We start from the raw sequence: 20,253 nt of genomic DNA on the forward strand, positions 1-20,253 counted from the left end.
CTCACCCTTCGACGCCGTCGGGGCCACGCTCCAGGAGCCGCAGAAACCCCTCCTCGTCGAGGATGGGCACCCCCAGCTCCTCGGCCTTGGCCGCCTTCGAGCCGGGCGCGTCGCCGATGACGACGAAGGCGGTCTTCTTCGATACCGAACTGGCCGCCTTGCCGCCGCGCACGATGATCGCCTCCTTGGCGCCGTCGCGCGTGAACCCTTGCAGCGAACCGGTCACCACGATCGACAGCCCCTCGAGAGTGCGCTCGATGGACTCGTCGCGCTCATCCTCCATGCGCACGCCCGCGGCCCGCCATTTGTCGACGATGGTCCGATGCCAGTCGACGGTGAACCACTCCGCCACCGCGGCGGCGATGGTCGGCCCGACACCGTCGGTGGCGGCGAGTTCTTCGACGGTGGCGGCGTCGATGCGATCGATGCTCCAGAATTCCGAGGCCAGTGCCCGCGCGGCGGTCGGTCCGACATGCCGGATGGACAGGCCCACCAGCACCCGCCACAGCGGGCGGTCCTTGGCGGCCTCCAGATTGTCGAGCAGCTTCCTGCCGTTCGCCGAGAGCGTGCCGCTCTTGTTGGTGAACAGCTTGGTGGTGAGCAGCTTGTCCTCGTCGAGGTCGAACAGGTCGCCCTCATCGGCGATGGCGCCGGATTCGAGCAGGTCGATGGCGGCCTCGTAGCCGAGCGCCTCGATATCGAACGCGCCGCGTCCGGCCACGTGGAAGACCCGCTCCCGCAACTGCGCCGGACAGTACTGCTGGTTGGGGCAGCGGATATCGGCGTCGCCCTCCTTCTCGGGGGCGAGTTCGGTGCCGCACTCCGGACACCGGGTGGGCATGACGAATTCGCGTTCGCTGCCGTCCCGCATATCCACCACCGGACCGAGCACCTCGGGGATCACGTCGCCGGCCTTGCGGATGGTGACGGTGTCGCCGATCAACACCCCTTTGCGCTGCACCTCGGCGGCATTGTGCAGGGTGGCCATGGCGACGGTGGAGCCCGCGACCGTCACCGGCTCCATGACCGCGAACGGGGTGACGCGGCCGGTGCGGCCCACATTCACCTGGATGTCCAGCAGTTTGGTGGTGGCCTCCTCGGGCGGGTACTTGTACGCGATGGCCCAGCGCGGGGCCCGCGAGGTCGCGCCGAGGCGACGTTGCAGCGCGAATTCGTCGACCTTGACGACCTGGCCGTCGATCTCGTGCTCGATATCGTGGCGGTGCTCACCCCAATACGCGACGCGCTCGAGCACCGCGTCGGCACCCCGCACCAGCACGGTGTGCGCGGAGACCGGCAGGCCCCAGGCGGACAGCGCCCGATACGCCTCGTGCTGCGATTCCGGCGCCCAGCCGTCCAGACGGCCGAAGCCGTGGCAGATCATGCGCAGTCGCCGCCGCGCGGTCACCGCCGGATCCTTCTGCCGCAGCGATCCGGCCGCGGTATTGCGCGGATTCGCGTACGGCGGTTTGCCTTCCGCCACGATGGCGGCATTGAGCTGGGCGAAGTCCTCGAGCGTCATATACGCCTCGCCGCGCACCTCGAGCAGTTTCGGCACCGGGAATTCGTCGCTGGGCGTGAGCACGTGCGGGATGTCGTCGATGGTGCGCGCGTTGAGCGTGACGTCTTCCCCGGTGCGTCCGTCACCCCGGGTCGCGCCGCGGACCAGCCGTCCGTCCTCGTACACCAGATTGAGTGCGACGCCGTCGATCTTGACCTCGCACACGTACCGGATATCCGGTCCGGTCTCGGCCTCCACCCGGCCGATCCACTGCCGCATCTCCTCGTCGTTGAACACATTGTCCAGCGAGTACATTCGCTCCAGATGGTCCACCGGCGCGAATTCGGTGGTGAATCCCCCGCCCACCAACTGCGTCGGCGAATCCGGCGTCCGCAGATCCGGATGCGCCTCCTCCAGCGCCTCGAGGCGCTGGAACAGCTTGTCGAACTCCCCATCCGAGATGATCGGCGCGTCCCGCACGTAATAGCGGAACTGATGGTCGCGAACCTCCTCCGCCAGTCGCTGCCACTCCACGCGCTCGTCCCCGCTCGCCGGGGTGATCTCGATTCCCGATTCGCTCACACAGGCACCCTATCGGAGCCCACCGACACTCAGGCGCGACATTCCCGCACGTCGCACGGGGTATCCCGGACTAATCGTGACCGAGCGGTCTCCACACGTTCGCGGTGGGCTCCGGACGGCTGCCGACGGGCCGGGCGATGCGCTTCTCGTCGGCGTCGGCCAACCAGAAGAACACCGCGGGCAAGGCCAGCTCGATGACTGTCAAGGCGATCTGGAACCAGTGCGGCTGTCCCACCAGGGCCATCGACAGTAGGCGACCAACACCGCCGAGCAGGAAGACAACCGCCAGCCAGCGCACGGCCGATGCTGGAACGGGCGACCGCCGGGCGGTCCAGATCCAGACCAGCCCGTAGCCGAAAAAGATTGCCCCATAGAACCTTTCGCGACTGTCCACGGTCGCGCCCGCCCCGCCCTCACCGGGGACCGAGTGAATGCCGAGCGCGAAGTGGAAGATGCCGATCGCCACACAGGCAACCCCCATCGCCCACACGAGTCCCCGGAGCGTTCTGTCCATCACGCCCTCCCGCCGCTAGTAGACGTATGTCTAACAAGCGACGGTACGAACGTAATAGACATATGTCAACTAGAGTCGCGGCATGCCTCCTCGCCGACGCCTGACCCCGGAACGGAGACGCAGCGAATTGCTCGAGGTCGGTGCGCGCATGTTCGCCGAGCACCCCTATGACGAGGTGCTCATGGAACAGGTGGCCGAGCGTGCCGGAATCTCACGCGCATTGCTCTACCGCCACTTCCCCACCAAACGCGAGCTGTTCACGGCCATCTATCAGCAGGCCGCCGACCAGCTGCTGTCCGATGCCGCACTCGATCGCACGCGGCCGTTACGCGAACAACTCGCGACCGCACTGGACAAGAACATCGACTACTTCGCGGCCAACCGGAACACCTACCTCGCCGCCAACCGCACCCTCGCCGGCGACCCGACCGTGCAGGCGATCATGACGGGACATCACGCCGCGTGGCGGGAGCAGCTTCTCGACGCCGCCGGCCTCGACGGCCACGAACGAGCCCTGACCTCCGCCGTCCTGCTGAGCTGGCTGCTCTTCGTCCACTCCCTGTGCGTGGAATGGCTGGAGCACCAACAATTCTCACGCACCGAGCTACGCACGGCCTGTGTCGGCGCACTGCTGGGCGCACTGCCCGGCGAGCACTGATCGAGCACTCGGGAACATCCGTCGCCCGGGCCGCGGTTGCAGAGCGTATGGATATCGAGACCGCCGTCACATTCGCTCGGGAGCACCGCCGGTCGGTGTTGGCGACCATTCGCAAGGACACGCGGCCACAGCTGTCCAATGTCACGCACTGGGTAGCGGAGGACGGGATCATTCGGATCTCGATCACGGCCGATCGGGCCAAGTATCACAATCTGCGGCGGGAGCCGTGGGCGGCGCTGCATGTGACCAGCGAGGACTTCTGGTCGTACGCGGTGTTGGAGGGGAAGGCGGAACTGTCGCCGGTGGCGGCCGACGTGGACGACGCGACGGTGGCGGAACTGGTGGCCTACTATCGCGCACTCAGTGGGGAGCATCCGGATTGGGACGACTATCGGCGGGCCATGGTGGCCGACCGCCGCGTCGTCGTGCGGATCACGACGACGCGGGCGTACGGCATGCTCGGCTGAATCACCGTCGACTCACACCGATTCGGGCGTCCACGCCTCCGGGTCGAGTTCGGGCAGGGTCTCGCCGGTTTCCAGCAGGGCCTTCAGATTGGTGATGATGCTCGGCCAGCCGCCGCTGACGGCCTCGAGCAGGCCGCTGCCCGCATCGAACCCGTCGTGCACGACGGTGAGTTTCACCAACGTGCCGACCGGTTCCAGCTCGAAGGTCACCTTGGAGCGGGATTCGCTCGCCCACTGCTCCACGGTGGCCTGGTCGAGGCCGAACTGCTCGCCGAATTCGGGGCCGACGGAGTGCCAGGTGTAGGACAGCCGGGTGTACGGCTGCGCCTCCAGCACCACCTGTTCGGGGGCCTTGCTGGTCCAATCGCGTTCGTGCCAGGTCATTTCCGAGCCGGGCTGCCAGTCGGTGTCGAAGCTCGCGCCCCAGTAGCGCTTGGTGAAGGCCGGTTCGGTGAGCGCCCGCCACAGCTGCTCGGGGGTGGTCTTGATGTAGGTGGCGTAGACGAATTCGTTGCTGCCCATGGTCGTGCTCTCCAATGCGGTCTTGAGGTCGGCGAGTGCGTGCACCCGCCCGCGGTCGTAGCGGTTGATCCAGCGGTCGGCGATGGCGTTGACGGGCTCGGCGTTCAGGTAGTGCAACTTCTCCCGGCCGTGGCGGCGGGTGGTCACCAGATTGGCTGCCTCCAGCACGGCCAGATGCTTGCTGACCGCCTGCCGGGACATCTCCAGCACGGCGCACAACTCCCGCAGCGTTTGGCCGCTGCGATCGTTCAGGCTGTCGAGCAGGCGGCGGCGACTCGCGTCGGCCAACGCCTTGAACACCTCGTCCACACCATCTCCTCAATAGGCAACTCCTTGGTTGCACATTAGACCATAGGCAACCTATTGGTTGCCTGTCAAGGGTGCACCCCCGCTCGCGCATTCCGGCGGCGACCGGCAGGATGGCGAGCGTGTTGCGCAGCTTCCAGGTGTCGAATCACGGATCCCTCGCCGAACCGCAGGAATTGCGGCTCACCCGCGGCAGCGGACCGGTCGCCGTACCGGTGACCGCGGTGCACGGCGGGGCCGCCACCGGCAAGACCTCGCTCATCGACGCGCTGTGGCATATGCGCGACGCGGTGCTGAACTCGGTCACCGGCTGGGATCCCTTCGCCGGGCCCGCCCGCCGCCCGCACCTCGGATCCCCGGACCGCCCTTCGGAATTCGTGGTCAACTTCGTGGCCGAGGGCTGTCCGTACACCTACGGCTTCCGACTCGACAACGCCGATGTGACGGCCGAATGGCTGCACACCCACCCGCACAACCGCAAACGAATCGTCTTCGAACGCGCCGGTGCCGATATCCGCGTCGGCCCCATGTTCGAGGCCGCCCGCTACGGCATCGGCGCGCTGGTGCCGCTGGTGCGCCCGAATGCCCTGCTGCTCAGCCTGTCCGGGCAGATGTACGCCGAAGCCCTGGTCCCCGCCTACCGCTGGTTCCAATCACTGCTGGAAGTGCAACGCGGGCACCAGGATCCGCAGGCCATCGCACACCGGCTGGGCAGCCACATCTCCCGCTCCACCGACCACGCCGCCCGCCTGCTCACCCTGCTGCGCTCCGCGGACCTGGGCATCGCCGATCTGCTCATCCCCGAGAACGACCCCATGTACGCCGACTACCTGCGCGAGCTGGACAACGACATCGCCACCACCGCGAAGGAGATCGACGCCGCCACCACCTCCCCCGCCCGCGCCGAGGTGCTGCTACGCGACCACGGACTGACCGTCACGGTGCTGCACCGCGAACTCACCGCCCTCTACGCCGCCCGCGACGCCCTCTACGCCCGCATGGTGGCCCGCCGCGGCGTCGGCCTCGGCCTGGTGCACGACGGCATCGACACCCCGTTCGGCATCACCGAGGAATCCACCGCCACCCTGGCCCTGCTCCGCCTGCTCCCCCCGATCCTCGACACCCTCGACTCCGGCGGCGTGCTGGCCGTCGACGATATCGACGCCCACCTCACCCCCGACGCCACCGACCGCCTCATCCAGCTCTTCCAGAACCCCGAAACCAACACCCACGGCGCCCAACTGGTCTTCACCACCCCCAACCGCACCCTCATCGACCGCGGCAACGGCCGGTCCCAAGCCAAACGCACCACGGTCTGGCAGTTGCGCCGCACCCCACAGGGCACCAGCGAACTCGCGTCGCACTGACGGTCGCGGGCGGCCTGCGGTCACCCACCCCGCAGCCGCCTACCATGAGGTCATGCTGGAATTCGCCTTCCTCGTGATGATCGTCGGAAGTCTGGTGGCGGTGGTGATGCTCTACCGGCGCGGTCGGCAGGGGAAGCCGATGACGGGGGCCGAGAGCGGGACGCTGTATGTGACCGGGGTGAGTCCGCGACCGGATGTGCCCGGGGATCAGTACGTGACGATCAGCGGCAATATCTCCGGGCCGTCGGTGGTGGCGCACGAGACGTACGGGCGGTTCGCGTGGGATGTGAAGCAGTGGCCGTCGGTGGGCGATCAGATTCCGGTGGCGTATCCGCCGGGGAAACCGGACAACTGGCAGATCCAGCATCCGGGATCGCGGCCGTACTTCGGGTCCTGAGCGCGGGTGGCCCGGCGCAGGGCCGGGACCCCAGGGTGACGGTGACGTCAGTCGAAACGCAGGGCTTCCGGTTCGTCGGAGAAGGCGCGGGCGCATTCGGCGGACAGTTCCAGCGCTCGGCGGGCCCAGCTCAACGGTGCTCCGGACAGGCCGCAGGCGGGGCTGACCAGGATGTGGGTGGCGAGCAGGCGGCGGGGTAGGCCGAGGCGATCCAGCAGTCGGACGGCGGGTTCGGCGATCTCGCGCCAGGTGGTCGGGGTGGCGGGAGCTGTCGTGGGGATCAGGCCGAGGGCCAGGTGGCGACCGGAGTCGAGGAGTTCGCCGATATCGTCGAGATCGCGTGTGCCGATGGTGGACAGGTCGAATCCGACTGCGGCAGCGGTGGTTCGGCGCAGGAACCCCAGCGGCGCGCGGGCGTCGCAGCTGTGGATCAGGACCGGGGCGGGCTGGGCGGCGATCACGGTGTCGAGGATGTGCTGGGCCTCCGGGGCGGGCAGGGCACGCACGGTGTTCATGACGCTGGCACCGCGCAGGGAACCCTCCAGCACCGCCGTCAGCGACGGTTCGTCGAGTTGGACGACGACGTTCGCGCCCAGGCGTTTGCCCACCTCCGCGACATGGCCCGCGAGCCCCTCCGCGAGGGACTCCGAAAGGTCGCGCAGGGCACCGGAATCGGTGAGCACGCGATGCCCGACGGGGAGTTCGACCTGGGCGGCGAGGGTCAGGGGGCCGGTCGCCTGCACCTTGACCGTGCGCCCGGCGCCCGCCAGACCGGCTGTCTCCCAAGCCTCTTCGAGGGCGTCGAGATCGGTGCGCAGCAGATCACGGGCCCGGCGGGCCACCGCGCCCGGCCGTGCGGCCAGCCGGTAGCCCCGGGGCGTGCTGTCGAAGGCCATATCCACCAGCAGCGCCGAGGTGCGACCGACCATATCCGCGCCGATACCGCGCGCGGGCAGCTCGACCAGATGCGGGAGGTCGCCGAGTTCGCCGACGACGGTCGCCGTGGCCTCTCGGATATCGGTCCCGGGCCACGAACCCACCCCGGTGGCGATACCGCCCCGGAGCTGCACCGGCTCGCCCGCTCCGCCGTCACCCACGTTGGTTACTCCGTCTCTCGCGGCCGTACACCGGCACGCGCGATGCTCACACCGTGGCGTCCGACACCAATTCTGTCGCGTACGAGTGTCGTTCACGCTCGGTGCCGCTGATGGTGCCGCTGCCGAGCACCTGGTCACCGTGCTCGGCATCCGGACGGTACAGCACCACGGCCTGGCCGCGGGCGACGCCGGTGAGGGGCTGGCGCAGGCGGACCACGAGGCCGCCCTCGACCGGTTCGGCGACCGCGGGGGCGGTGCCGCCGTGGGCGCGCACCTGGGCCACGCACTCGATCGGGCCGTCGGGGGCCGCACCGGAGGTCCAGACGGCGCGCTCGGCGAGCACCGTCCACACCTCGAGGTCGGCGGCGGAGCCGACGCGCACGGTCCCGGTCTCCGGGTCGATATCGGTGACGTAGCGCGGCTTGCCGTCGGCGGCCGGGCCGGGCAGGCCCAGGCCCTTGCGCTGGCCGATGGTGAAGCCGTGCACGCCTTCGTGATCGGCGAGCTTGGTGCCGTCGGCATCGAGGACGGCACCGGGCCGGACGCCGATCTTCGCGCCCAGGAAGGCGCGGGTGTCACCGGAGGGGATGAAGCAGATGTCGTGGCTGTCGGGCTTGTTCGCGACGGCGAGTCCGCGTGCCGCGGCCTCCTCGCGGATCAACGGCTTCGGGGTGTCGCCCACCGGGAACATGGCGCGCGCGAGCTGCTCGGCGGTCAGCACCGCCAGCACATAGGACTGGTCCTTGTCGGCGTCCACGGCGCGGCGCAGCACCCCGTCCGCCAGGCGCGCGTAGTGTCCGGTGACCACAGCGTCGAAGCCGAGCGCCACCGCCCGGTCGGCCAGCGCCGAGAACTTGATCTTCTCATTGCAGCGCAGGCACGGATTGGGGGTTTCCCCGGCGGCGTAGGACGCGACGAAGTCGTCGATCACGTCCTCCTTGAACCGATCGGCGAAATCCCAGACGTAGAACGGGATTCCGAGCACGTCGGCGGCGCGGCGGGCGTCCCCGGCGTCCTCCTTGGAGCAGCAGCCGCGCGATCCGGTGCGCAGCGTCCCCGGTGCGGTCGACAGCGCCAGGTGCACGCCCACGACCTCGTGTCCGGCGTCGAGGGCGCGGGCGGCGGCCACCGCCGAGTCCACGCCACCGCTCATGGCGGCCAGTACACGCATTACTAGTAGCCTCCCTTCGCATGCGGGGTGGAACCGACGCTCGCCAGTCCGGCGGCCTTGGCCCGCTCCACCACCTGCGGCAGCGCCGCCAATACGGCATCCACATCGGTATCGGTCGAGTCGTGGCCCAGCGAGAAGCGCAGCGATCCGCGCGCCAGCGCCGGTTCCACGCCCATGGCGAGCAGCACGTGGCTCGGTCCGGCCACGCCCGCGTTGCAGGCCGACCCGGTCGAGCATTCGATTCCGGCCGCGTCCAGCAGCATCAACAGTGAATCACCCTCGCAGCCGGGGAAGGTGAAATGTACATTGCCGGGCAGCCGCCGCTCCCCCGTCGCGCCGTTGAGCACCGCATCGGGGACCAGCTCCCGCACACCGGCGATGAGACGATCGCTCAGCCGCGTCAATTCGACGGTGCGCGAGGCCATCCCGCGCACGGTCTCGCGCAGTGCGGCGGCCAGGCCGACGGCCGCGGGCACATCCGAGGTCCCCGAGCGCAGATCGCGTTCGTGGCCGCCGCCGTGCACGATCGGCACGCACGGCACGGTGCGGCCCAGCAGCAGCACGCCGACGCCGTGCGGCCCGCCGACCTTGTGTCCGGCGAAACTGGCCGCCGACAGTCCGCTGGCCGCGAAGTCCACCGGCAGCTGCGCCGCGGCCTGTACCGCGTCGCTGTGCATGGGAACGTCGAATTCCTGGGCCACCGAGGACAGTTCGACGATCGGCTGGACGGTGCCGACCTCGTTGTTGGCCCACATGACGCTGACCAGCGCCACCTCGTCGGCATACGATTCCAGCGCGGCGCGCAGCGTGCGCGGTGAGACGACCCCCTCGGAGTCCACCTCCAGCCACGTGACGTCCGCACCCTCGTGCTGCTCCAGCCATTCGACGGCATCCAGCACGGCATGGTGTTCGACAGCGCTCACCAGAATCCGCGTGCGCCGTGGCTCGGCGTCACGCCGCGCCCGGTAGATGCCCTTGACGGCGAGATTGTCGCTCTCGGTCCCCCCGGAGGTGAAGATCACCTCCGACGGCCGCGCCCCCAGATTCGCCGCGATCGACTCCCGCGCCTCCTCCAGCAGCCGCCGCGCGGCCCGCCCCGACCCGTGTAGCGACGACGCGTTCCCCGCCGTTCCCAGCACAGCCGTCATCGCCTCGACGGCGACCGGGAACATGGGTGTCGTGGCCGCGTGATCGAGGTAGACCGTCTGGGCACCGACCGGACCCGGGAAAGCCGACTTCATGACCAGACAAGGATAGCCGTCGACCGCACGCCGATATTCCCGGCGTCGCCGCCCGGCGGTGATAAGCGGACCGCAGGGTGGGTATCTCGGCCAGATGAGGGCCCGCCGTCGCGCCCATCGCGACATCAAGTCCAACCGAACGGGGACGAGTCAATGGATACCAGGACTGTGCGGATCGACGAGGACATCGCGGTGGCGGTGTACCGGTTCCCGACCGAGCAGATCGAGGCCGATGGGACGCTGGAGTGGGATTGGACCACCGCGGTGGTGGTGCGGGTCGGTGCGGGTGGTGAGTTCGGGCTGGGTTGGACCTACGGGTCGCCCGCTACCGCGGAGGTCGTGTCGGTGCATCTGGCCCCGCACCTCGGCAACAAATCGCCATTCGACATCGCCGGATGCTGGGAGACCATGCATCGGGCCTGCCGCAACATCGGGTCGAAGGGGATCGCAGCCTTGGCGATCAGCGCGGTCGACATCGCGCTGTGGGACCTGAAGGCCCGGCTGCTGGCGGTACCGCTGGCCACACTGCTGGGTGCGACGCGGGAACGGGTGCCGGTCTACGGGTCGGGCGGATTCGTCAATCTGCACGAGGATCAGCTGAGCGAACAGGTCGGCGGGTGGCTGGCGGCGGGCTGCCGGGCCGTCAAGATCAAGATCGGTGAGGGACGCGGCGACTGTATCGAGCGCGACCTGGAACGGGTGCAGCAGGTACGCAAGCTGATCGGCCCCGACGTGCGCATCATGGTCGACGCCAACGGCGGCTACACCCGGGGCCAGGCGCGGCGCGTGGGCCAGGAACTGGACCGGCTCGGCGTGGTGTGGTTCGAGGAGCCGGTGACCAGCGACGACCGCACCGGTCTCGCGGCCGTGCGGGACGCGGTGCGGTGCGATGTGGCCGCCGGTGAGTACGTCTACGACGGCTACGACGCGGCCGCGCTGGTGGACGTGGTGGACTGCCTGCAACTCGATGTCACCCGCTGCGGTGGCTACACCGGCTTCCTGCGCGGTGCGGCCGTGGCGGGCGCGCACGGATTGGATGTGTCGGCGCACTGCGCGCCGTCGCTGCACGCCCCGATCGCGGGAGCCGTGACCGACCTGCGCCATATCGAGTGGTTCATCGACCACGTCCGTCTGGAACCGCTGCTGGTGGACGGCGTGCCCGAGGTGTCGGACGGCGAACTGGCGGTCCCCCTGGACGAGCCCGGTCACGGCATGCGGATCGCCGCGGCGGCGGCCGACTACCGGCTGCGGTGACTCGTCCGGGCGTTTGACGTCGCGACCGTCGGGCATCTCGGCCGTGAGGCTCCGGCCCGGTGCCCGACCCGCCGTGGGCATGCGGCACGCGGGACGGCAGCGCGTCAGCGGCCGACACGTTCCAACCCGAAGGAGGAGACCCCATGAACGACAAGGGCTCTCGCGTCGTGGTGATCACGGGTGCCAGCGCCGGAGTGGGCCGTGCCTGTGCGCGGGCCTTCGGCGCGCGCGGTGACCGGGTGGCGCTGCTGGCCCGGGGCGAGCGCGGGCTCGACGCCGCGGCGGCGGAGGTGCGCGCCCGGGGCGGCACCCCGCTGACCGTGCCGGTCGACGTGGCCGATCCCGATGCCGTCGAGGCGGCGGCGGAGCGGGTGGAGTCCGAACTCGGGCCGATCGACATCTGGGTCAACAATGCCTTCGCCGCCCTGTTCGCACCCTTCGAGCAGATCTCCCCCGCCGAGTTCCGCCGGGTCACCGAGGTCACCTATCTGGGCTACGTCTACGGCACCCGCTCAGCGCTGGCGCGCATGCAGCAGCGCGGCCGGGGGACGATCGTGCAGGTCGGCTCGGCGCTGGCCTATCGGGGGATCCCGCTGCAATCGGCCTACTGCGGGGCCAAGCACGCCATTCAGGGCTTCAACGAATCACTGCGCTGCGAACTGCTGCACCAGGGCAGCCCGGTACACGTGACCATGGTGCAGCTCCCGGCGCTCAATACCCCGCAGTTCGACTGGGGCCTGACCCGCATGCCGCGCAAGGCGCAGCCGGTGCCGCCCATCTACCAGCCGGAAGTGGCGGCCGACGCCATCGTCCACGCCGCCGACCATCCGGGCCGACGCGAGTACTGGGTCGGCGCGAGCACCGTGGGCACCCTGCTGGGCAACAAGATCATCCCTGGCCTGCTCGACCGTTACCTGGGGCGGACCGGCTATGCCTCCCAGCAGACCGCCGAACCGGAGAATCCGGATCGGCCCGCGAATCTGTGGGAACCGCTGGACGACACGGACGGCGAGGACTTCGGCGCGCACGGCCGATTCGACCGCAGTTCCCACTACGGGAGCCCGCAGGTGTGGTTCTCCCGGCACCACCGCTCCCTCGCGGCCGCGGCGATCACCGCCGGCGCGGGCATCAGCGCACTCGCCTGGGGGCTGGCCCGCCGGTGAGACCGCGGCGTTCGACATCGGAGCATTCGGTGTAGCCGGTTCTCCCCCTGTCGGCCCGCGGTGCGGCCGGGTCGCCCCGGCCGCCACACGGCCGCTCCGCCCTTACCGGTCGCCCGAATGGTGTTCGTGGGTGAACGGTTTCGTGCCCTGCACGGCGGGCTCGCCCCGGGGGTTGATCTCGTCGCCGCGATTGCGGAACTGTCCGCTGCCGAGCCACTGCTGCGCCGGATCCTCGACGTACTGCCATTCCATGCCCTCGATCCACGGCCCCCGGCCCTCGTTCCACGGGCCACGGCTGGATTCGCCATCGGACATATTGAATGCGACATTCTGGAATCGGTCGTCCCCGGGCTGCGCACCCGGCGGGAAATTCACCGGCATTTCGTTCAAAGCAGCTGTGAACTGCTGGAAATGCGCGATTTCACGGGTCATGAGGAAGGACAGCGTATCCTGCACGCCCGGATCGTCGGTGAACTGCTTGAGGTACTCGTAGACGATCTTCGCCCGCGATTCCGCCGCGAGATTGCTGCGCAGATCCACCGAGAGTTCGCCGTTGGAGTTCACATAGGACCCCGACCACGGGACTCCCGCGGAATTGCTGACATCGACACCGCCGCCGCGCAGCGCGAAATACACCGGATTCGCGGCGACCTGGTGAATGGCCTGCTCACGACCATCGGAGCTGGCCACCACCGGCATCCAGTCGCAACGCTGATTCGCCTCGGCCAGATCGTCGTTGAGCCCGTCGAGCAGCATGGTGATCGTGGACCCGACCATCTCGAGGTGGCTGAGCTCCTCGGTGGCGATATCCATGAACAGGTCGTACATCTTCGGGTGTTTCCGGCGCAGGACGAACGCCTGGCTGAAATACTGCATCGCGGCCTTCAACTCCCCGTTGGCACCGCCGAATTGTTCCTGCAGCAAGGTCGCGAAACGTGGATCCGGTCGATTCACTCGCACCTCGAACTGAAGTTCTTTGTTGTGTACGAACATGGTTACTTCCCAACAGTTTCGGACTGGGTGGACGATGACCGCCTACCCGGCCGCCCGAACCGGAAACATGCGGCGTACCGACCGGAGGCATGGACGAACCCGGCTCGGGTATCACGAGGGCAATTCCGATTTCACCCGACAACCGAGAGGAACTGGGAGATTGCCGTCCCGTATCGAGGACTACGCGCTATTGGGCGATTTGCAGACCGCCGCGCTGGTGGCCACGAACGGCAGTATCGACTGGCTGTGCGTGCCGCGGTTCGACTCGCCCGCCTGTTTCGCGGCGCTGCTGGACACCCCGGAGGCCGGACACTGGCAATTGGCCCCGGCCGCGGGCGGCACTGCCACCCGACGCGCCTATCGCGGCGACTCCCTGGTGCTGGACAGCGAGTGGCATACCGCCGACGGCGCGGTCCGGGTCGTGGACTGCATGCCGCCGCGCGGCGCGACGATCGACCCGGAGCAACGTCCGGCCGTCGATGTGGTTCGGGTGGTGGAGGGGATTTCGGGTCGCGTACCGATGCGGATGGATCTGCGCCTGCGCTTCGATTACGGCAGCGTGGTGCCCTGGGTCCGGCACCCGGGCGGGAAACTCACCGCCGTCGCGGGACCCGACGCGGTGTGGTTGCACACCGATGTGCCGCTACACGGCCACAATATGACCACCACCGCCGAGTTCGAGGTCGAGGCCGGACAGCGGGTGCCGTTCGTGCTCACCTATCAGGCCTCGCATCTGCCCCAGCCGCGCCCGGCGCACCCCGGCGACGCCATCGCCGACACCGAGTCGTTCTGGGCGAACTGGATCAGCCGCTGCACCTACCGGGGCCGCTGGGCCGGGGAGGTGCGCCGGGCCCTGGTCACGCTGACAGCGCTGACGTACGCCCCCACCGGTGGCATCGTCGCAGCGCCCACCACCTCCCTGCCCGAACAGTTGGGCGGCCCTCGGAACTGGGACTACCGGTATTGCTGGCTGCGCGATGCCGCCTTCACCCTGCAAGCGCTACTGGGCACCGGGTTCGTCGACGAGGCGCGGGCGTGGCGGGAGTGGCTGGTGCGCGCGGTCGCGGGCGATCCGGGCGAATTGCAGATCATGTACGGCCTGGACGGGAGGCGGCGGCTGCCCGAGCAGACGCTGCCCTGGCTGTCCGGGTACGAAGGCGCCGCACCGGTACGGATCGGCAATGCCGCGGTACGGCAGGTGCAGTTGGACGTCTGGGGCGAGGTTCTGGATGGGCTGCACCTGGCCCGGGAAGCCGGGCTACCCGCCTCCGATGCTGCCTGGGATGTGCAGAAAGCGCTCCTGGAGTATCTGGAGGGCCACTGGGCCGATCCGGACAACAGTCTCTGGGAGATGCGTGGTCCCCGGCGGCATTTCGTGCACTCCAAGGTGATGGCCTGGGCCGGACTGGACCGCGCGGTGCATACCGTCGCCGCCCACGGCCTGGATGGCCCGGTCGACCGGTGGAAGGATGCGCGCGACCGGATTCATCACGAGGTGTGCGCGCGTGGGTTCGATGCGGAACGCAACACCTTCACCCAGTTCTACGGCTCGCGCGGACTGGACGCGGCGCTGCTGCTGCTCCCCCGGGTCGGGTTCCTGCCCTGGGACGATCCGCGGATGCACGGCACCGTGGACGCGGTGCGGAAAGGGCTGTGCGAGGACGGTTTCGTCCGGCGCTACGACCCCGACATCGACCGGGTGGACGGACTGCCCGGCGGCGAGGGAACCTTCCTGGCCTGTAGCTTCTGGCTGGCCGACGCCCTGCACGGCACCGGCCGCACCGACGAGGCGCGCGCCCTGTTCGCCCGCCTGCTCGACCTGCGCAACGACGTCGGCCTGCTCAGTGAGGAATACGATCCGGCCACCGGCCGCCACCTGGGCAACACCCCGCAGGCATTCAGCATGGTGGGCCTGGTGAACACCGCCCGCGAACTCACCGGCTCCGCGGTGGAAACCTCGGCCGGACAGCGCGAACAGCATCTCGGCGACCGGTCGGGGTTCCCGGCCTGAACGTTGCGGACCCGTTCGCCCGGACTGTTCGCCGCGCGCGGTGTTCCACGCGAACCGCTCAGGGCCGCATTTCCTGGGCCTTGGTCTTCGCACCCTGCCACATCAGGTGCCACGCTCCCGGATCGCCGCGCAGGATGGCCGCGGCCGTATCCTTCATCTGCTCGAAGCTCGCGTGCGGCGGAATGGGCGGCACCTCCGGATCACACCGCACGTCGATCACGGTGGGACCGTCGGCGGCCAAGGCGCGCTCCCAGGCTCCGGCGATGTCGGCGGGATCGTCCACCGCGATCGCACCGAGTCCCATGCAGCGAGCCAGGTCGGCATACGACACATCCGGAATAGTCTGGGACTCCTCGAATTTCGGCGCGCCGCCCATAGCGCGCAGCTCCCAGGTGACCTGGTTGAGGTCGTTGTTGTGGAAGACGCAGACGACCAGGCGGGGATCCGACCACTCCGACCGGTAGCGGGCGATGGTCAGCAATTCGGCCAGTCCGTTCATCTGCATGGCACCGTCGCCCACCAGCGCGACCACCGGGCGGTCCGGATGGGCGAATTTCGCGCCGATGGCGTAGGGCACCCCCGAGCCCATGGTGGCCAGGGTGCCCGACAGCGAACCGCGCATCTGCCCGCGGAAGCGCAGACAGCGGGCATACCAGTTGGTGGACGATCCCGAATCCGAGGTGACGATGGCATTGTCCGGAACACATTGCGACAGTTCCCATACCACGCGCATGGGATTCACCGGTTTGGCCTCGAGCATGGACTGCTGCTCGACGGTGCGCCACCAGTCCGAGACATTGTTCTCCACGGTCTCGCGCCAGGAGCGGTCCTCCTGCCGGCGCAACAATGGGATCAGCTCCCGCAGTGTCGATTTCGCATCACCGACCAGATTCACCTCGGTCGGGTAGCGCATCCCGATGAGGGTGCCGTCCAAATCGATCTGTACCCCGCGGGCCTGATCGAAGTCCGGCATGAACTGGGTGTAGGGGAAGTTCGAGCCGATGATGAGCAGGGTGTCGCAGTCGCGCATCAGCTCGTAGCTCGGCCTGCTGCCCAGCAAGCCGATCGGACCGGTCACGAACGACAGATCATCGGGCAGCACATCCTTGCCGAGCAGTGCCTTGGCCACGCCCGCCCCGGTGATATCCGCGACCTCCAACACCTCCGCGGCCGCGTCGCGGGCACCCTGCCCGATCAGCATCGCCACCTTCTCCCCCGAGTTCAGCACCTCGGCGGCACGCTCGATCTCGGCGCGCGCCGGAGTGACGACCGTGGGCAACCGCCCCGGCGGGCTCGACGGCACATGCTTGAACTCGTGCTGCGGCGGCTCGTAGGACTCCTCCTGCAAATCGGCGGGAATGATCACCGCGGTCGGGGCGCGCCGGGTGAGCGCGGTACGGAAGGCACGGTCGAGGGCATTGGGCAGCTGGCTGGACACATTCACCTCGACCAGATACTCCGAGGCCACATCCTTGAACAGCGATTGCAGGTCCACTTCTTGCTGGTAGCTGCCACCCATGGCGCTGCGCGCGGTCTGTCCGACGATGGCGACCACCGGCACATGATCGAGTTTGGCGTCGTAGAGGCCGTTGAGCAGATGGATCGCGCCGGGGCCGGAGGTTGCCAGGCACACCCCCACCCGGCCGCTGAACTTCGCGTAGCCGGTGGCCTCGAAGGCCGACATCTCCTCGTGCCGGGCCTGTACGAACTTCGGCTCGTTCTCGGCCCGGCCGAAGGCGGCGACCAGGCCGTTGATGCCGTCGCCCGGGTAACTGAACACGGTCTCGACACCCCATTGCCGCAACCGCTGTAGCACGTAATCCGATACGTCCATGGGCATGACTCCTCCTCGTCGTCGTGAATCCCGCCGCTGTCGCCGTGCTACCCGCTCCGGGGACGATCAATCGCCCGGCGGCCGATCCGGTGCCGTGTGCGGCGCGGCCCAGCGGGTAACCGGGCCGCGTGGAGCAGTCACGGGAGGAGGGTGTCGCATGACACGGATGGACGACAGCGGCGTCGAGCGCGCGGACGACCGGTCCGAATCACCTCGGATCGACACGCGGACGCTGGAGCGGGAGTTGCGGATGGCCGTCCGGGGCGAGGTGCGCTTCGACTCCGGAACTCGGGCGACCTACGCCACCGATGCCTCGAACTACCGGCAGGTGCCGCTGGGAGTGGTGCTGCCGCGCACGCCCGAGGACGCCGAAGCCGCGGTCGCGGTGTGTCGCGCGCACGACGCGCCGGTGCTGTCGCGCGGTGGCGGCACCAGCCTGGCCGGCCAATGCTGCAACAGCGGGGTCGTGCTGGACTGGAGCAAATTCTGCGACCGGGTGGTCTCGGTGGACCGCGACGCGCGCACCGCCATCGTCGAGCCGGGTATCGCCCTGGACGAGCTCAACGACCGGCTGGCCGACACCGGACTGATGGTGGGTCCGCGCCCGTCCACGCATGACAGCTGCACCATCGGCGGCATGATCGGCAACAACTCCTGCGGCTCCACCGCGCAGGAGTACGGCAAGATGGCCGATTCGGTGCGTCGGCTGGAGGTGCTCACCTACGCCGGAACCCGTGCCTGGGTGGGAGCGGCCGCCGACGACGCGCAGGCGGCCCTGATCGAGCGCGGTGGGGAGCTGGGCGAGATCGTGCGACGACTGCGCGATCTGCGCGACCGCTACGCCGACGAGATCCGGTCCCGCTTTCCCGATATTCCGCGCCGGGTCTCCGGGTACAACCTCGACGCGCTGCTGCCGGAGCGGGACTTCCATCTGGCACGGCTGCTGGTGGGCAGTGAGAGCACCCTGGTGACGGTGTTGCGGGCCGAGATCGAACTGGTGCCCAGGCCGGGGGCCGTCACACTCGCCGTCCTGGGCTACCCCGATATCGCCACCGCCGCGGACGCGGTGCCGCGGATCCTGCCGTACGAACCGTCCGCGCTCGAGGCCATCGACCATCGGCTGGTGGAGCTGGAACGCACCCGCGCCCTGGCCACTGCGGCCGCCCGCCAATTGCCCGAGGGCCGGGGCTGGCTCATGGTGCAATTCCACGGGGAGGATCAGGAGGCGGCGGATCGCAAGGCGCACACCATGATGCGGGAGGTGTGCGACCGCACCGGGGCCACCGGCGTGCTGCTCGACGATCCGCGACGCCAGGCCGAGGTCTGGGCGGCCCGCGAGGCCGGGCTCGGAGCCACCGCGTATCCGCCCGACGGACCGGAAACCCACGAGGGCTGGGAGGACGCCGCGGTACCGCCCGACCGGCTCGGCGACTACCTGCGCGACTTCGAGAAACTGCTGGACGAGTTCGGCTACCAATCCGCCTCGCTGTACGGCCATTTCGGTCACGGCTGCGTGCACACCCGCATTCCCTTCGATCTGCGCACCGCCGACGGCATCGCGCGGTACCGCCGGTTCGTGGCGCGCGCGGCGCGGCTGGTGACCGAGTACGGCGGCTCGCTGTCCGGTGAGCACGGCGACGGCCAGTCGCGCGGTGAACTGCTGCCGATCATGTTCGGCGACCGGGTGGTTCGTGCGTTCACCGAACTCAAGGACATCTTCGATCCTCGCGACCGCATGAACCCCGGTAAGGTCGCCCGGCCCCACCGCCTCGACCAGAATCTGCGCCAGGGCGTGGACTACCGGCCCTGGGAACCGGAGACCCACTTCGCCTTCCCACACGACGACCACCGCTTCAGCGTGGCCGCGGGCCGCTGTGTGGGAGTCGGGAAATGCCGCGGCCACCAAGGCGGAGTGATGTGCCCCAGCTACCGGGTGACCCGCGAGGAGGAGCACTCCACGCGCGGGCGGGCGCGGCTGCTGTTCGAAATGCTCAACGGCGACGTGATCACCGACGGCTGGCGCTCCGAGGAGGTGCACGACGCGCTCGATCTGTGCCTGGCCTGCAAGGGATGTCGCAGTGACTGCCCGGTCGACGTCGATATGGCGACCTACAAGGCCGAATTCCTGTCCCACTACCACCACAACCGGATTCGGCCCATGGCGCACTATTCGATGGGCTGGATACCGCTGTGGGCGCGGCTGGCCACCAGCATGAGCGGATTCGCCAATGCGGTGGTGCAGTCGCGCACGCTGGGACAGCTGGTGAAGCGCGCCGGGGGCATGGCCCCGGCGCGCGCCATGCCCCGTTTCGCCGATACCCGCTTCACCACGATATTCCCTGAGCTGCACCAGGATTCGACGGGCACGCGCGGCACCGTACTGCTGTGGCCCGACACCTTCACCAACAACTTCGAACCCGAGGTGGCCCGCGCCGCGGTCCGGGTCCTGAACGCGGCCGGTTTCACCGTCCGGGTGCCCACCCGCGCCGTGTGCTGCGGCCTGACCTGGATCTCCACCGGCCAGCTGCCCACCGCCAAACGTATTCTGCGCCGCACACTGCGGACGCTGCGTCCCGAACTGCGGCTGAGCACGCCGGTGGTGGTGCTGGAACCCAGCTGTGCCGCCGTCTTCCGCTCCGACCTGCCCGAGCTGCTGCACGGCGACGAGGACGCCCACCGGCTGGCCGAGCAGACCCGCACCCTCGCCGAACTGCTCGCCGAACGCGCCCCCGAGTGGCAACCACCCCGGCTGGACTCGCACGCCGTGGTCCAGCCCCACTGCCACCACCACGCCATCCTCGGATTCGACCCCGACCGCGACCTCCTCTCCCGCACCGGTCTCGACGCCGACGTTCTCGACGCCGGATGCTGCGGCCTGGCGGGCAGTTTCGGCTTCGAACGCGGCCACTACGACGTCTCCGTGGCCTGCGCCGAGGACAAACTCATGCCCGCCATCCGCGCCCAGCCTCCCGGCACCCTCATCACCGCCGACGGCTTCAGCTGCCGCACCCAGATCCGCGAACTGGCCCCGGATACCGCGCCCGTGCACTCCGCACAGCTGCTGGCCCGCGGCCTCGACCGGTCGAGCACCGCGCACGCACCGGACCGGGATACCGGTCCCGTCGTGCCGTAACCGAGAACAAGCTGGTGGGGGCGTTTGCCGGGCGATCCGGCG

Annotated in this window: 16 protein-coding genes; 8 read left to right on the forward strand and 8 right to left on the reverse strand. The window is 69.1% G+C overall.

The genetic code is table 11. The features are described 5' to 3' along the window. Position 1: 1 nt before the first annotated feature. Both ligA and ON31_RS21920 read right to left on the reverse strand, forming a co-directional pair. Complete coding sequence (gene ligA, locus ON31_RS21915) at positions 2–2,083, reverse strand: NAD-dependent DNA ligase LigA (protein ID WP_039816226.1); 2,082 nt, start codon at positions 2,081–2,083, stop codon at positions 2–4. A gap of 70 nt (positions 2,084–2,153) precedes the next feature. Beyond that, the gene (locus tag ON31_RS21920) at positions 2,154–2,597 is read right to left on the reverse strand and encodes a DUF4345 domain-containing protein (RefSeq protein ID WP_051037593.1); all 444 of its coding nucleotides are present in this window, start codon (positions 2,595–2,597) and stop codon (positions 2,154–2,156) included. Positions 2,598–2,679: 82 nt separating this feature from the next. Here ON31_RS21920 and ON31_RS21925 point away from each other — a divergent pair, with 82 nt between their 5' ends. Together ON31_RS21925 and ON31_RS21930 are read left to right on the forward strand one after the other, a co-directional pair. After that, the gene (locus tag ON31_RS21925; protein ID WP_039816228.1) at positions 2,680–3,255 is read left to right on the forward strand and encodes a TetR/AcrR family transcriptional regulator; all 576 of its coding nucleotides are present in this window, start codon (positions 2,680–2,682) and stop codon (positions 3,253–3,255) included. Positions 3,256–3,302: 47 nt separating this feature from the next. After that, complete coding sequence (locus tag ON31_RS21930; protein WP_039816230.1) at positions 3,303–3,722, forward strand: PPOX class F420-dependent oxidoreductase; 420 nt, start codon at positions 3,303–3,305, stop codon at positions 3,720–3,722. Positions 3,723–3,734: 12 nt separating this feature from the next. Here the strand turns inward: ON31_RS21930 and ON31_RS21935 are convergent, their stop codons facing one another. After that, entirely contained in the window at positions 3,735–4,553 is an 819-nt protein-coding gene (locus ON31_RS21935; protein ID WP_039816232.1) for an ArsR/SmtB family transcription factor, read from the reverse strand. A 110-nt stretch (positions 4,554–4,663) separates the two neighbouring features. Between ON31_RS21935 and ON31_RS21940 the strand changes: the two genes are divergently transcribed. After that, positions 4,664–5,917: an AAA family ATPase gene (locus ON31_RS21940; RefSeq protein WP_255222205.1), complete on the forward strand. Its 1,254-nt coding sequence runs from the start codon at positions 4,664–4,666 to the stop codon at positions 5,915–5,917. 52 nt (positions 5,918–5,969) lie between these two features. Continuing rightward, the gene (locus ON31_RS21945) at positions 5,970–6,314 is read left to right on the forward strand and encodes a hypothetical protein (RefSeq protein ID WP_051037577.1); all 345 of its coding nucleotides are present in this window, start codon (positions 5,970–5,972) and stop codon (positions 6,312–6,314) included. A gap of 47 nt (positions 6,315–6,361) precedes the next feature. Here ON31_RS21945 and ON31_RS21950 read toward each other — a convergent pair whose 3' ends face one another. Genes ON31_RS21950 through ON31_RS21960 form a run of 3 tightly spaced genes read right to left on the reverse strand, consistent with a single transcriptional unit; the run spans position 6,362 to position 9,823 of the window. Next, entirely contained in the window at positions 6,362–7,411 is a 1,050-nt protein-coding gene (locus ON31_RS21950; protein ID WP_051037578.1) for a methionine synthase, read from the reverse strand. Positions 7,412–7,457: 46 nt separating this feature from the next. Beyond that, on the reverse strand, positions 7,458–8,582 hold the full coding sequence (gene mnmA, locus ON31_RS21955; protein WP_051037579.1) for a tRNA 2-thiouridine(34) synthase MnmA: 1,125 nt from the start codon (positions 8,580–8,582) through the stop codon (positions 7,458–7,460). A 2-nt stretch (positions 8,583–8,584) separates the two neighbouring features. After that, entirely contained in the window at positions 8,585–9,823 is a 1,239-nt protein-coding gene (locus ON31_RS21960; RefSeq protein WP_039816235.1) for a cysteine desulfurase family protein, read from the reverse strand. Between the two features lie 153 nt (positions 9,824–9,976). Here ON31_RS21960 and ON31_RS21965 point away from each other — a divergent pair, with 153 nt between their 5' ends. Next, a complete protein-coding gene (locus tag ON31_RS21965; RefSeq protein WP_029930700.1) occupies positions 9,977–11,077 on the forward strand; it encodes an enolase C-terminal domain-like protein in 1,101 nt (366 codons plus the stop codon). 143 nt (positions 11,078–11,220) lie between these two features. Beyond that, a complete protein-coding gene (locus ON31_RS21970; RefSeq protein WP_039816237.1) occupies positions 11,221–12,240 on the forward strand; it encodes an SDR family oxidoreductase in 1,020 nt (339 codons plus the stop codon). Between the two features lie 102 nt (positions 12,241–12,342). Here ON31_RS21970 and ON31_RS21975 read toward each other — a convergent pair whose 3' ends face one another. Beyond that, the gene (locus ON31_RS21975; RefSeq protein ID WP_039816239.1) at positions 12,343–13,233 is read right to left on the reverse strand and encodes a manganese catalase family protein; all 891 of its coding nucleotides are present in this window, start codon (positions 13,231–13,233) and stop codon (positions 12,343–12,345) included. A gap of 160 nt (positions 13,234–13,393) precedes the next feature. Here ON31_RS21975 and ON31_RS21980 point away from each other — a divergent pair, with 160 nt between their 5' ends. Then, the gene (locus ON31_RS21980; protein ID WP_039816241.1) at positions 13,394–15,244 is read left to right on the forward strand and encodes a glycoside hydrolase family 15 protein; all 1,851 of its coding nucleotides are present in this window, start codon (positions 13,394–13,396) and stop codon (positions 15,242–15,244) included. A gap of 58 nt (positions 15,245–15,302) precedes the next feature. Here ON31_RS21980 and ON31_RS21985 read toward each other — a convergent pair whose 3' ends face one another. Further along, positions 15,303–17,084, reverse strand: coding sequence for a thiamine pyrophosphate-requiring protein (locus tag ON31_RS21985; protein WP_039816243.1), 1,782 nt, complete (start codon positions 17,082–17,084; stop codon positions 15,303–15,305). Between the two features lie 151 nt (positions 17,085–17,235). Here ON31_RS21985 and ON31_RS21990 point away from each other — a divergent pair, with 151 nt between their 5' ends. Continuing rightward, complete coding sequence (locus ON31_RS21990; protein ID WP_440589910.1) at positions 17,236–20,211, forward strand: FAD-binding and (Fe-S)-binding domain-containing protein; 2,976 nt, start codon at positions 17,236–17,238, stop codon at positions 20,209–20,211. Positions 20,212–20,253: the final 42 nt, after the last annotated feature.

Source organism: Nocardia otitidiscaviarum NBRC 14405 (assembly GCF_000308635.1).
Taxonomy (GTDB): domain Bacteria; phylum Actinomycetota; class Actinomycetes; order Mycobacteriales; family Mycobacteriaceae; genus Nocardia; species Nocardia otitidiscaviarum.

Coding starts and splice junctions, on each gene's coding strand:
- ON31_RS21920 (WP_051037593.1), bottom strand. CDS start 2,597: ATGGACAGAACGCTCCGGGGACTCGTGTGGGCGATGGGGGTTGCCTGT.
- ON31_RS21925 (WP_039816228.1), top strand. CDS start 2,680: ATGCCTCCTCGCCGACGCCTGACCCCGGAACGGAGACGCAGCGAATTG.
- ON31_RS21930 (WP_039816230.1), top strand. CDS start 3,303: ATGGATATCGAGACCGCCGTCACATTCGCTCGGGAGCACCGCCGGTCG.
- ON31_RS21940 (WP_255222205.1), top strand. CDS start 4,664: ATGGCGAGCGTGTTGCGCAGCTTCCAGGTGTCGAATCACGGATCCCTC.
- ON31_RS21945 (WP_051037577.1), top strand. CDS start 5,970: ATGCTGGAATTCGCCTTCCTCGTGATGATCGTCGGAAGTCTGGTGGCG.
- mnmA (WP_051037579.1), bottom strand. CDS start 8,582: ATGCGTGTACTGGCCGCCATGAGCGGTGGCGTGGACTCGGCGGTGGCC.
- ON31_RS21960 (WP_039816235.1), bottom strand. CDS start 9,823: ATGAAGTCGGCTTTCCCGGGTCCGGTCGGTGCCCAGACGGTCTACCTC.
- ON31_RS21965 (WP_029930700.1), top strand. CDS start 9,977: ATGGATACCAGGACTGTGCGGATCGACGAGGACATCGCGGTGGCGGTG.
- ON31_RS21970 (WP_039816237.1), top strand. CDS start 11,221: ATGAACGACAAGGGCTCTCGCGTCGTGGTGATCACGGGTGCCAGCGCC.
- ON31_RS21975 (WP_039816239.1), bottom strand. CDS start 13,233: ATGTTCGTACACAACAAAGAACTTCAGTTCGAGGTGCGAGTGAATCGA.
- ON31_RS21985 (WP_039816243.1), bottom strand. CDS start 17,084: ATGCCCATGGACGTATCGGATTACGTGCTACAGCGGTTGCGGCAATGG.
- ON31_RS21990 (WP_440589910.1), top strand. CDS start 17,236: ATGACACGGATGGACGACAGCGGCGTCGAGCGCGCGGACGACCGGTCC.